General features: G+C 48.5%; 9 protein-coding genes and 1 riboswitch. Of the genes, 4 read left to right on the top strand and 5 right to left on the bottom strand.

What is annotated here, in order from left to right:
• Positions 1-15: 15 nt before the first annotated feature.
• The 5 genes from A0126_RS06150 to adhE form a co-directional block, all read right to left on the bottom strand.
• Entirely contained in the window at positions 16-2,733 is a 2,718-nt protein-coding gene (locus A0126_RS06150; protein WP_088836869.1) for a bifunctional 2',3'-cyclic-nucleotide 2'-phosphodiesterase/3'-nucleotidase, read from the bottom strand.
• 211 nt (positions 2,734-2,944) lie between these two features.
• Entirely contained in the window at positions 2,945-4,360 is a 1,416-nt protein-coding gene (locus tag A0126_RS06145; RefSeq protein WP_088836868.1) for a hypothetical protein, read from the bottom strand.
• Between the two features lie 148 nt (positions 4,361-4,508).
• The gene (locus tag A0126_RS06140; protein WP_088836867.1) at positions 4,509-5,846 is read right to left on the bottom strand and encodes an LLM class flavin-dependent oxidoreductase; all 1,338 of its coding nucleotides are present in this window, start codon (positions 5,844-5,846) and stop codon (positions 4,509-4,511) included.
• 37 nt (positions 5,847-5,883) lie between these two features.
• Positions 5,884-6,654, bottom strand: a complete 771-nt coding sequence (locus tag A0126_RS06135) for a 3-oxoacyl-ACP reductase (protein WP_369834761.1) — start codon at positions 6,652-6,654, stop codon at positions 5,884-5,886.
• Between the two features lie 119 nt (positions 6,655-6,773).
• Positions 6,774-6,874, bottom strand: a riboswitch (TPP riboswitch).
• Between the two features lie 149 nt (positions 6,875-7,023).
• On the bottom strand, positions 7,024-9,618 hold the full coding sequence (gene adhE / locus A0126_RS06130) for a bifunctional acetaldehyde-CoA/alcohol dehydrogenase (RefSeq protein ID WP_088836865.1): 2,595 nt from the start codon (positions 9,616-9,618) through the stop codon (positions 7,024-7,026).
• A gap of 332 nt (positions 9,619-9,950) precedes the next feature.
• On the opposite strand from adhE, the gene A0126_RS06125 reads away from it, so the two are divergent.
• The 4 genes from A0126_RS06125 to A0126_RS06110 all read left to right on the top strand — a co-directional run bounded on the left by A0126_RS06125 (position 9,951) and on the right by A0126_RS06110 (position 13,593).
• Positions 9,951-10,502 carry a beta-class carbonic anhydrase gene (locus A0126_RS06125; RefSeq protein WP_088836864.1) on the top strand — a complete coding sequence of 184 codons (552 nt, stop codon included), beginning with the start codon at positions 9,951-9,953 and terminating at the stop codon, positions 10,500-10,502.
• Between the two features lie 142 nt (positions 10,503-10,644).
• A complete protein-coding gene (locus tag A0126_RS06120; RefSeq protein WP_088836863.1) occupies positions 10,645-11,967 on the top strand; it encodes a Na+/H+ antiporter family protein in 1,323 nt (440 codons plus the stop codon).
• Positions 11,968-12,071: 104 nt separating this feature from the next.
• Positions 12,072-12,665: an undecaprenyl phosphate transporter UptA gene (locus tag A0126_RS06115; protein ID WP_088836862.1), complete on the top strand. Its 594-nt coding sequence runs from the start codon at positions 12,072-12,074 to the stop codon at positions 12,663-12,665.
• Positions 12,666-12,720: 55 nt separating this feature from the next.
• Positions 12,721-13,593, top strand: a complete 873-nt coding sequence (locus tag A0126_RS06110) for a hypothetical protein (RefSeq protein WP_088836861.1) — start codon at positions 12,721-12,723, stop codon at positions 13,591-13,593.
• Positions 13,594-13,623 lie beyond the last annotated feature (30 nt).

Raw genomic sequence — 13,623 nt, 5'->3', positions numbered from 1 at the left:
GTCGTTTTCGTTCGGTTATTTTTTCGTGATGAAGTAACGGGATTGATCGAGACGATCCGATGCCGTATAGACATTCATCTTGTACGAACCTGTCGCAAGACCCGTCCGCATTTTCAAGACGTAGTTGCCGTGGTTGTCGGCGACGTCTTGAGCAATCAATCGATAGCCGCTGCTCGTTTTTTCGAACAGACGGACGATTTGACGTTTTTCGACTTTGCCCGTCAACGTCTTTTTACCTGTCCATTTTTTGACCGGGTAGGTGTTTTTAATCGTGAATGATGCTTTTTTCGTGACTTTGTGCGAGATATCCGTCGATTTGACCGTGTATGTCCCTGTCGTCAAACCGTTTTTGACTGGAATCTTAAAGCCGCTCGCTGTCGTTTTTGCTTTGGCAATTTTTGTCGACCCTTTGTACAGCGTGACATCAAGTCCTGCTGTCGCTTTACCCGTCAAGACCGTCGAACCGTAGACGGCTGATTTTTTATCGATCGCCGGTGTCGCGACGAAGCCTGTTCCGACCGTGACGGTTGCTGATTTTTTCATGAATCCGAGTTCCGAGACGACCGTCAGTTTGTCACGGAGCTTGACCGGACGAACCGTTACCGCATACTTTCCTGTTTCGTCAGCAGTCGCCGTTCCGAGAACTGTTGATCCGAGTTTGACGGTAATCTTCGCTCCGGCAACAGCTGTTCCTGTGACGACTTTCGCTCCCGGTTTGACGGTTGCAACGTTAACATTAAAGTTTTTCATCGGCACGTTCATTTCGAACTTCAGGAACGTTCCCGTTTCACCGGCACGTGTCACGCCTGTATTCGTGATCCCTTCGTAACGTTTCGTATATGCTGCTGCCGCTTCCGCTGAATCGAAGTTGACCGTCATCGGTTTACTGGCAACAAGCGACCAGTTCGCATCGGCCTTATAGTCGACCGGCTGCTTGGCTTGGATGAAGTCTGAGATGACGTTCCGTGTTTCGTACGCTGACTTGTAGACGATGTTTTTTCCGCCACCAAGACCCGGGAACGACGCACTGCCTGCACGGTAGTTGTTTGTCGCGACGAGGAATTCCTGCTCCTCCGTGATTTCCTTGCCTTCGTACTTGATGTCTTGGACACGACTGGCATCCGCGTTGACGACGACGCCGTTGTAGTCATACTTCGCGGGTTTCGTAATGTCGATTTCATACGTCAATCCGTCGAGGATATCGAAGTTGTAGCTGCGGAAATCCTTGTTCAATAAATCGGTTTGTTCGCCTGATACTTCATTGAATTGACCGGCCGACATCTCGAGCCAGTTCTTGACGTCTTTGCCCGTCACCTTGACGACTTCAAGCGTGTTCGGATAGACATATAGATCAGCGACGTTTTTCAGTGCGATCGGGCCTTTTTTAATCAACGTGTAGTCTGCCGCATTGACTTGATTCCGTCCGCCTGTTTTGAATGGTGCACCGGCAGATAAGAGTGGCAAATCTTTATATTTCGCGAGTTCCGCATTGTCTTTTAACTGTTTTTCGACGTACCATTTTTGAGCGTTCGTGACGAACTGGACGGAATCATCATCCTGGACGAGTGCAAAGAAACTTTGGATATCGTCGTTGATCGTTCCGACTTCCTGACGGATATAGTCGAGTGTTCCTTGATGCGACTTCTCGATCAGCTTGACCGCACCGGCATCAGCGACCGTCTCTTTCGTGACGTCAGCGAGTTTCGCAGATGACGTATCGATCGTCCACTTGCCGTCGACTTGTTTTAATTGCAGATCGATGACACCGACATTTTTCCCTTGCGTGTTCGCCATGACGACCGGTTTTCCGTTAATCAGCCCTTTTTCGGCATCGACGTTCGGTAACTTATTGAATGCCGAGTCAGCTGCCGGGAATTTTCCGTGCTGGTGACCGGTCATCAAGACATCGATGTCGGCCAGTTTCGATAAAGCATACCCGACGTTCTCATCGCCGTCTTTTTGGTCGATCGTATCCCCGATTCCGGAGTGGGCCAACGCAACGACGACGTCTGCACCAGCGTCTTTTAGTTTTTTCGCCGTCGCTTTAGCGACCGGGATGATGGCTTCCGCCGTCACTTTACCGGTCAAGTTCCCCGCGTCCCACGCCATGATTTGTGGTGTGACGACACCGAAGACGCCGACTTTGATTGTTTTCGGTTGATTGTTTTGATCCATCACTTGCCGTTCAATGATTTGATAGTCTTTTCCGTCTTCATTGTATTCCGCGACGATTGGTTGTTTCGTCACGGCGTCGAGGACGTTTGAGTTGACGAACTTGATTGAACCGCTTGAAGCACTCATCGCTGACTTCAGGAAGTCGAGTCCGAAGTTGAACTCATGGTTACCGAGCGTGACGGCGTCGTAACCAAGGTATTCCATTAATTCATACATCGGGTGTTTGCCTTTGTTGCCTTGATCGTACTGATTTTTGACATAATCCCCGAACGGCGTGCCTTGGAGTGTGTCCCCGTTATCGAACAGGAAGCTGTTCGTTTCGCCGACGACGTTTTGTTGCTGTTTGATGACTGTCGCTGCTTTGACGAGACCGATCGACTCATCTTGCGCGTCTTTGAAGTAATCATAATTCATCGAGTTTGTATGTAAATCTGTTGTTTCTAGAAAACGTAGTTTGACGACACTGTCATCTGCTGCGAGTGTTTTGACTTGGATGACGGGTGCTAACATCGGTGCGATCAACGTGGTAGCGATAATAATTTTTGTAGCCTGTTTCATCTGGTTTCCCCCTAAGATATAAATGACTGCTCAATTAATTTAACACGCTTTGATTGTAGCTTATAGCCTCTTTGAATAGGTCGGACATCCGTCTTATTTAACCTTCTTAACTAATTCCACAAATTGGCTTTACATTAACCTTGAACCTTTACAAATTTACTTGTAAAAAAGAAAACCGCTCCCCGAACTTACGGGAAACGGTTTTCACCCTTCATCTATCACCATGATGCTGTCGTTTGATTGCGTAACCGATGAAACCGGCAATCAGTGCCAGTACCGTCGCATAGAGAATCGTCGTCACCGTCGCCGTCTCTTGACTGAACCGGACGAGAGCATCGTCCTGCCATAAGAGTGCAAACGATGTCCCCGTCAGCGAACAGATGAACCAGCTAATCAAACCGGTCGCAACAGCGAAAACGACGGGATCGTATATTTTCTTAAAGGCCCGGATGCTGACAAGGAGATAGACGACGAACGGGACAATCAGAAACAGCCAAAACGGGAACGGCTTGTCCTGTTCGACTTGATCAGCGGCCGCCGTTTGCCCGGCCGACCGAGCGTCCATCGCAAGGACGACATTTCGTGCCGTCCCGTAATCGACTGCGTCAAGCGTCAAACGCGTATTCGATAAATCGGGACGTTCTCCCCCGATGACAGTCAACAATTGATTCGTGACGCGCTCGGCGTCGATTCGGTTGACGACGTCCTCCATCGATTGTTTCAACCGCGTCACGTCGGTTTCCCCGTTCAAAAACGTCACCGGGACATTTAATCTTGCACCAAGGACATTTGCCTTGTAGGTCACTTGACTGCCGTGCATCAAATCATACCAGCCGTCACTGCCTGCGTTTAAACTCGAAACAGTCAACCAGGTCCGGGTCGAGGCGTCCCCCTCATATTTCGCTTCATCCGTCACCGTAAAGAACAGTTGTGCACTACTTGCGACCATCAGAATAATGATCGCAGCACGGGCGGCGGCTGACACACCGGACAGTTGTCGTGGATAAAACGCGAGATAAAACAGTCCTGTCAAAAAGAGTAAAATGAAGATTCCATTCCAGACGGTCGCTTGATCAATTGTCAGCACATCAATCCCGAGTCCTGTATTGAACGTAAATGCAAACAAGACGAAACTCGCCGCTAAAAAGCTGATTGTTCGAATCGTCCAGGTCACACGCGTTGCACCGATCCGTAAAACTAAGAATAAGATTAGGAATAGACCGATTCCGAAAATCGATAAGAAGGGACTCCCATATTCGGCGCGGAAGGACAGGGGTTCCAAGACTTGATTGAGATCGATTCCGAAAACCGATAAGATGTTCCCCGTATCATTTGCGCCAATCAGTTGATTCGTCAATCCCTCTTTGACGGCTTCCGGCAACGTGACAGCCATTCCGCTGATGAAAAACAGGAGGAACACGAGGGTCAATTCCAGTGTCGTCCACGAGACGTCCGCGTCCTGCATCAGTTCCACGAACGCCTGGTAATCGGCAGATTTCTCGATTTGTTGGACGAGAACGGTCATGACACCGAACAGGACGAGAAAACCAATACAAGCGAGTCCTATACCAAACAAGATATTGCGTAACATATGCGAGCGTTCCTTTCGCTGTTGCCTCCGCTCCATAAAAGCGCCTCCCCTTGACTAGATTGTTTGTATAGTTATTCCTGTTCCGGGTGATTTGAAAACGAATCTTCTGCATTAAATACAAAAAGTAGCTCGTCCATGACGAACGGGCTACTTCCCTGACTCCGACTCTGATTGGCAGGAACGCTTAGTTTACGAATTTTTTCACGTCCGACTCCCCCACCTGAGCTAAACCAAAATGTTCCCGAAGCGTAGTCCCTTGATAGGCTTCTCTAAACAACCCTCTTTTTTGCAGTTCAGGAACGATCAGGTCTACAAAATCCTCTAAGCTTGATGGGAGTGACGGCGGCATCAGATTAAATCCGTCTGCGATACCCATTTCAAACCACAGCTCCATCTGATCGACGATTTCTTCCGGTGTACCTATCAGTGTCAGGTGTCCCCCACCAGCTGCCAGATAACCTAACAGTTCTCTTAGTGTAGGCTTTGTATCATCGATGATTTCAAGAATCGTTTTATAGCGTCCGACCGGTCCTGAAAACGCATCGACAGGCGGTAAGGACGGCACCGCTTTGTCAAGATCCCAATCAGAACAGTCCTGTTGCAAAAAGAAACTCAGTTGCTTCAAGGCATTCGCGACCGGTAATTTTTCATCCAGTTCGGCTTTCTTCGCCAGCGCCTCTTCCCGTGTTCGACCGACGTATGTAACCAATCCTGGAAAGATTTTAATCTGCCGCTCCGGTGACTCACTTTCTTTGATTTGTGTCTGTAGACTTTCCCGGAATGCTTTCGCTTGCTTTACATTCCACGACACCGAATAGACGGCATCCGCGTGCTTCGATGCAAGTGCAATCCCTTGGGCAGATGCACCCGCCTGCATTGCCACCGGCTTCCCTTGAGGACTACGCGGTGTAGACGAAGGACCTTTTACGTTGAAGTAGGTCCCGCTATGATGGAATGGTTGAATCTTTTCAGGATCAATCAACCGGTTGTCCGTCCGGCTCGAAAGGAAATCAGCTCGATCCCAGGATAAAAATAATTTTTCCATTACAGATGCAAATTCATCCGCCTTTTGATACCGTTCGTCCCTTGCAGGGAGCCTATCCATACTATGGTTTAACGCTTCCCAGTCCGTCATCGACGTCACCAGGTTCCAGCCGACACGCCCGTTCGTCACGTGATCAAGGCTTAACAGTTGTCTCGCCGCTGTATACGGATTTGAAAACGTACTCGATATCGTTGAAACTAACCCGATATGATGGGTTACTTGAGAAATAGCGGTTAAATTGATTACAGGATCGAGCCAAAAGGCAGGTAGTTCAGTTGCGTTTGCAGCAGGAAAAGATTGATTGTCAGCAAAAAATACAGCATCCAGGCAACCCGCTTCCGCTAGTTGAGCCAATCGCTGATAATAACCGCTCTCCCCGATTTCTTCAATCGCAGAATCCGGCATTAACCATGCCGCTTGATGATGGCCACAGCCGTACAATAAAACACCGACGTTTAACTGCTTTGTTTTCGTCATCTCTAGTTCCCTGACTCCTTTCTCCTGAACGCTGACATCAGTTCATCGTCAATCCGCCATCTACGGTTAGATTTTGACCGGTAATGCCAGAGGCGGCTTCTGACGCTAAAAAGGCGACCAATTGCGCCACCTCTTCCGGCGTCGTCACTCTTTTTAACGGAGTTGATTGAGCAATTAAATCGAATACTTCAGCGGTCGTCACAGCGCTGGCATCTGTCACTTTTAACAAGCCGCCGGAGACGACATTCACGTTTATGCCGTACTGTCCTAGCTCTGATGCAAGATTACGCGTAAAGCCGATCAACCCTGCTTTTGCCGTTGTATATTCGTGATAGGGAACTACCGGGTTTTGATACAGATTCGTGCCGATGCTGATGATGGTGCCGCTATTTCGTTCAATGAACTGCGGCAGGACACTTTGCACGACGTGGAACGCTGCTTTCAACGTGCCATCCAACTGTTTTTGATAATCTTCCCATTCCAAATCGATGAATGATTTTTGAGCGCGCGGATCGAACTTAAAATCGACTAAGGCATTATTGATCACGACATCGATTTGTCCGTAATGAGCTGTCGCTGACTGCATCAATGTCTCGACGTCTTCTCGCTTCGTGACATCCGCATACAGGGCAATGGCATGTTCTGCACCGAGCTCATTTACGAGTTCCTCTGCCGCATCCTTGCTCTTATAATAATTAATCACAACTTTAAACCCATTGTTCACCAATACTCTTGCAATCGTCGCGCCAAGTCCCCGACTGCTTCCCGTCACTACTACCGTTCTGTTCACTGTCTTCCACTCCTTCATCGTCTTTTGCAACTTAAATAGCGAAGTCGTAAACAAAAAAAGCGCAACTCTCCAAAAGGAAAGTTGCGCACGTCTAAATAATCACATAGCAAAAAACCGACAGACTGGTCTTCGCTGGTTTATTAGAGTCTACACTTCCCTACGCTAGTACGAACTAGTTCAGGTTCAAAGGGTTTGAGTATCTACTCATCTCAGTTTAGCAACACCCCTAGTGATTCTATTCAAGTTACCTTCACTTTAGCGGTCTTAGAAATATCTGTCAATAATGACAAGACAGTTTTATCGGTGTCTCTTCTGATTACAAACGAAAGCCTTGCCTCCGTCGACCGGAAGCAAGGCTCTTTTGAATTGCCATGATTTTTTTCTCTGTTATACGCCTTCGTACGCAAGCTCCATGATGTTCCGAAGTTCCGTCACGAGCGGCATTTTTGGATTCGCTGTCGTACATTGATCTTCGAATGCATCGACGGCCATCTTGTCGAGTTTTGCTTCAAAGTCGGCTTTTTTGATGCCTTGGGCTTTGAATGACATTTTGATGTTCAACTGTTGTCCGAGTTCTGTGATCGCTTGGATTAGTGACTCGACACCTTGTTCCGTCGTCGCTGCCGGTAGTCCGAGATAACGCGCGATTTCTGCGTACCGTTCATCAGCGATGAATGATTCATATTTCGGGAACGAAGCGAGTTTCGTCGGTTTCGCTGCATTGTAGCGGATGACGTGTGGCATCAGAATCGCATTCGTGCGACCGTGTGGCGTGTGGAACTCCCCACCGATTTTGTGCGCGATCGAATGGTTAATCCCGAGGAAGGCATTGGCAAACGCCATTCCGGCCATCGTTGACGCATTGTGAACTTTTTCGCGTGCTTCGGCATCGTCACCATTCGCATAAGCGCGTGGCAAGTAGTCGAAGATCATCTTGATCGCTTTTAGCGCCAGTCCGTCCGTATAGTCGTTCGCGAGGACGGAGACGAAGGCTTCTGTCGCATGTGTCAAGACGTCCATTCCGGTGTCCGCCGTGATTGATGCCGGGACCGTCATGACGAATTCCGGATCGATGATTGCGACATCTGGTGTTAATGCATAGTCAGCAATCGGATACTTGACGTTTTTCTCTTTGTCCGTGATGACGGTAAACGGTGTGACTTCAGATCCTGTTCCGGACGTCGTCGGAATCGCGACGAACTTCGCTTTGTTACCGAGCGCCGGGAATTTATAGGCCCGTTTCCGGATATCGAGGAACTTTTGACGTAAGTTCGAGAACGTTTCGTTCGGTTGCTCGTAGAAGAGCCACATGCCTTTCGCTGCATCCATCGCTGATCCGCCACCGAGGGCGATGATCAAGTCCGGTTTGAAGTCGCGCATCGCTTGCGCTCCTGTCTGAACCGTTGCAACCGATGGATCCGGTTCGACTTGGTCGAAGATCCGGTAGCTGACGCCTGCCGGTAAGTTGCGGATGACTTTATCCGCGTAGCCGAACTCGACCATCGCTTGATCGGTGACGATCAACGCACGTGAGACATCTTGAATCGATTTCAAGTATTGGACTGAATTTTTTTCAAAGAAAATCTTTTCCGGTACTTTGAACCACTGCATGTTCACGCGTCGTCTCGCCACCTTCTTGACATTGAGTAGATGTTTCGCCGTTACGTTTTCAGAGACGGAGTTTTTCCCGTAAGAGCCGCAACCGAGTGTCAGTGATGGTGTCAATTCGTTATACAGATCACCAATCCCACCGTGTGCTGACGGGCTGTTGACGAGAATCCGGCAGGCTTTCATCCGCATTCCGAATGTCGTCATCAAGTCGTCATTCGTCGTGTGGATGACTGCCGTATGACCGAGGCCACCGATTTCAAGCATCCGTTCGGCGACATGGAACGCATCTTCCGTTGACTGGACGCTATACGCACCAAGGACAGGGCTTAGTTTTTCGTGTGAGAGTGGTTCTTCTGAGCCGACTTTTTCAAGTTCTGCGACGAGCATGACGGTGTTGCTCGGAACGTCGATGCCCGCTTTTGCTGCGATCCAGGTTGCCGGTTTCCCGACGATGTCGGCATTGACGGCACATGTATCGGTTTTGATGACGAGCGCTTCGAGACGTTTTTTCTCATCTGCTGTACAGAAGTAGCAACCGAGTGCTTCCATCTCCGCCCGAACTTCCGCGTAGATTTCCTGATCGACGATGACTGCTTGCTCCGATGCACAAATCATGCCGTTATCAAACGTTTTGGAGAGGACAAGGTCACTGACGGCACGTTTGATTTTTGCTGTTTTTTCGATGTAGCACGGGACGTTCCCCGGTCCGACACCGAGTGCCGGCTTACCTGTTGAATAGGCTGATTTGACCATGCCGGCTCCGCCGGTCGCAAGGACCATCGCGATATCCGTGTGGTTCATCAAGACTTTTGTTGCTTCGAGTGACGGTTGTTCGACCCACTGGATACAGTCACGCGGTGCGCCGGCTTTGACAGCCGCGTCACGTAACGTTTTCGCTGCTTCGAGTGAGCAGTTTTGCGCTGACGGGTGGAAGGCGAACACAATCGGGTTTCGTGTTTTAATCGCGATCAACGCTTTGAACATCGTCGTTGATGTCGGATTCGTCACAGGTGTGACGCCACAGACGACACCGACCGGTTCTGCGATATAGGTGATGCCGTTTTGAACATCTTCTTCTAAGACGCCGACCGTTTTTTCTTCACGGAGACTGTTATAGATATATTCCGTCGCAAACATATTTTTAATCATTTTATCTTCAAAGACACCACGTCCTGTTTCTTCAACGGCGAGTCGTGCCAGTTCAACGTGACGTTCGAGACCGGCAAGCGCCATGTCACGGACAATCGTATCGATTTTCTCTTGATCAAATGTTAATAATTCTTGTAATGCAGTTTGACCTTTTGCAACGATTTTATTGATCGTTTGTTCGACAGGTGATACGTCTTGTTTGATTTTTTCTTTGACAGCCATGTTAGGTTTCCTCCCTATTTTGGAACGAATCTGAGTCTGCATTTCCCTACTAAATGTTAGGAATGCCAAGCTGATATTCAATAGTTTGTGCTTTCCTTCACAAATCAATCATACCGCCTTTTTGATGATTTGTGCATGACCATCCTGTGAACTATTTCACATCATTGAAAACGTTCTCATTCTCAAAAGGTGTTGTCGGACAAGGCATCCTTTTTGAATCCCTTGCCTGTGACTTTTCTCACAGCACCTATTTTCTTTGCTTGTCTGACGGACAAAACATCGTGTAATCTATTAAAAGATACATATTTATTTGTTTTGAAGGAGGAAGTTTCATGACAATCGTCAATCAAATGCTTGCGTTCAACGAACAATTCGTCGAAGAAAAACAATACGAACAATTCATCTCGGATAAATTCCCAGATAAAAAGGTCGTAATCTTAACATGTATGGATGCCCGCTTGACGGAACTCCTCCCGCACGCGCTCGGTCTGAAAAACGGCGATGCAAAAATCATTAAAAATGCCGGGGCCGTTCTGTCACACCCATTCGGTTCCGTCATGCGCTCGATCCTCGTCGCCTTATACGCACTCGGGGCGGAAGAAGTCATCGTCATCGGTCACCATGACTGCGGCATGAGTACGATCGACCCGGCAAACATGATTGCCGAGATGGAAGGACGCGGCATCAATCAACAAGTCCTAAAGACACTCGAAGCATCCGGCGTCGACTTGAAACAATGGTTACGCGGGTTCACGTCAGTCGAAGAAAACGTCAGTCATTCCGTCGGTCTGATTAAAAACCATCCATTATTACCACCGGGCACGAACGTCCACGGGCTCGTCATCGACCCGGGAACAGGGAAACTCGACCGCGTCGATTGCTAAACTTGTCCTTATATAGTAGAAAGAAGGTACGACCGACACCGGTCGTGCCTTTTTATGTTTTTTTCTTGACAGCAAAAAGAACGGTCTGTATGATACTTTAGTATAGTACAGTGATACCAAAAGAAAGCGTGGTTTTATAGTTATGTTCAATGCTGTTGTTTTAGCCGTTATCCTTTTATTTGTCTTAGCCATCTTCCGTGTCCACATCGTCCTCGCGATGGTCATCAGCGCTCTCGCCGGTGGTTTACTCGGCGGTCTTGGTTTAACGAAAACGATCGAAAGTTTCTCAGGCGGTCTTGGAGCCGGCGCAGAAATTGCCCTCAGTTATGCCTTGCTTGGTGCGTTCGCCGTCGCCCTGTCGAAAACAGGTTTGCCGGACGCCCTCGCACATAGCTTGATTGCTCGCTCAAAAGGAAGTGCCGATGCGACGTCGGTCAAGAAGTTAAAAGGGTTCATCATGTTCGCGATTTTATTACTCGCAATCAGTTCACAAAACGTCTTGCCGATTCACATCGCCTTCATTCCGATCATCATCCCGCCGTTACTCGGTCTGTTTAATGATTTGAAAATTGACCGGCGCCGGATGGCCATCATCATGACGTTTGGTCTCGTCACACCGTATATGTTTTTACCAATCGGTTTCGGTGATATCTATCTCAATCAGATTCTGTTACCGAACTTACAAGAAAACGGGATGGACACCGCTGGCGCATCAGTCATCAAAGCGATGGCGATTCCGGCGCTCGGGATGTTGTTCGGATTGTTACTCGGTTTATACAATTACCGGAAACCGCGTGAATATGAGATGCGGAACATCGCACCGGACGATTACGAGATTCCTGTCGTCACGAAATCCAAATTATTACTGAGTTCAATTGTCGTCATCGCGACGCTCGTCGTCCAATTGACGACGGAATCGATGATCATCGCCGCGACGACCGGCCTCCTGCTCTTCCTCGTGTTACGACTCGTCCGCTTCAGCGAAGCAGACGATGTCATCACACGCGGTATGCGGATGATGTCGTTCATCGGATTCGTCATGATTTCAGCGAATGGCTTCTCAAACGTTTTACGTGAGACAGGTGATATCGAACCACTCGTTGAAAACTCAAAATCGTTAATGGGCGATTCGCAGCTCGTCGCTGCCTTCGTCATGCTATTGATTGGATTACTTGTCACTGTCGGAATCGGTTCAAGTTTCTCGACGATTCCGGTCATCGCCGCCATCTTCGTGCCGCTTTGCATCCAGTACGGATTCAGTCTCGAGGCGACGATTGCCATCATCGGTACAGCCGGTGCACTCGGTGACGCCGGTAGTCCGGCAAGTGATTCGACACTCGGACCGACGAGCGGATTGAATGCTGACGGACAACACGATCACATGCGTGAAACGGTCATTCCGACATTTTTACACTACAACTTACCATTGCTGATTTTCGGTACGATTGCTGCCGTCATTCTTTAATGAAGAAATCATCTCGTTTTAACGACGGGGTGATTTTTTTCTTTCCATTTTGCGTGGACTTCTCTAAAATGAAGGGATGAAGTGCAATTAAAGGAGTGTGGAACGTGTTATCTAGCGTCGTCAATACCGTCTTACTATATTTAGCCGACTTAGGTTATGTCGGAATCGCGCTTGGCTTGATGATTGAAATCATCCCGAGTGAGATCGTCTTATCCTATGGTGGGTTCATGATTTCTCAAGGGACGATCGGCTGGCCACTCGCTATCGTCGCCGCCGTCATCGGTGGATTGTTCTCGCAATTGTTTTTGTACTGGTTCGCCCGCTACGGCGGTCGTCCCCTCATCTTGAAGTACGGAAAATATGTATTGATCACGGAACACCATCTTGATCTCGCGGAACGTTGGTTCGTCAAATACGGACAAGGTGTCATTTTCGGGGCACGATTCATCCCCGTCGTCCGCCATGCGATCTCCATTCCGGCAGGTCTCGCCAAAATGGATCAAACAAAGTTCTCAATCTACACGATTCTCGCGATCATCCCGTGGTCGATTTTATTTCTCTATCTCGGTGAGACACTCGGAACGAACTGGCGCTCGATTAAAGACGTCGCCGCTCCCTATACGAACGGCATCTTAATCGCAGCGGTCGTCATGATCGTCTTGTACGTCGCCCTCAAGAAACGCCAACGTACGACGTAATCCGTTTACAGCCTGTCCTACTGCGACAGGCTTTTTTTAAAAGGAGTGATTTCTATTGGAGACATCAAAAACCGTAACCATGCATCTGGATCGTGTCACTGCCTCACATATCCGTGGAACGCATATCGCGACGGGACTGACGATTGCCGGTCATATTCTACTCGTCGAACAAATCTACGATGAAAAACGGCACCGTCCTTTCTTGCATGTCCATCGGATTCATGACCAGTGGCGCAATACGATCATCATCGCCCAGGAAGACGTTGAATTCAGTTATGTCGAATCGTTTTCCGACGGACGGATCCTGCTCGTCGCCTCGCGTTGTGATGACGATGTCGACGGATCATGGTTACCGAATGCTTTTATTTACGATCAAGTCGGTCATCTGATTGACAGTTATTGTCTAGATGACGGAATTCAAAATGTCCAAGTCGATGAGCGTGACCACATTTGGGTCAGTTATTTCGATGAAGGCGTCTTTGCTGACGCCGCGACCAATTCAGTTGGGTCGTTCGGCCTCGTCGCTTTTAACGACCAGGGGAAAGTCGTCTTTAAAAATCGCGACTATCCCATCGATAACTGTTATGCAATGAACGTCTCGTCTGCGAATGATGTCTGGTTCTTTTATTACTCCGACTACCGGATCGTTCAACTGCAAGGAGGAACGAGTCAGGCGTTCCACGCACCGAAACGGCCGTTCACAGATTTTGCTATTTATAAGGACTATCTCGTCTCGACGGATAATACGCAGACCCACGTCTTACAGCAACAAGGAAAACAGTATGTCGAGCAAGGACAGATGTCCTTCATGTCGGAGCAGGATGAATGCTTGTCCGGAACCATCAAGATGCGCAAAAACCAAATCGTCTTAACGACAGAAACGCGCCTTTATACAGGCGCATTAAGTGATATGATTTTTGACGCGTAAAAAAGTACCTCGATGATTTGAAGTCATCGA

The organism is Exiguobacterium sp. N4-1P (genome assembly GCF_002214325.1).
Note: the sequence above shows the minus strand (reverse complement) of the source record. Positions and strands in the feature narration are given on the sequence as shown.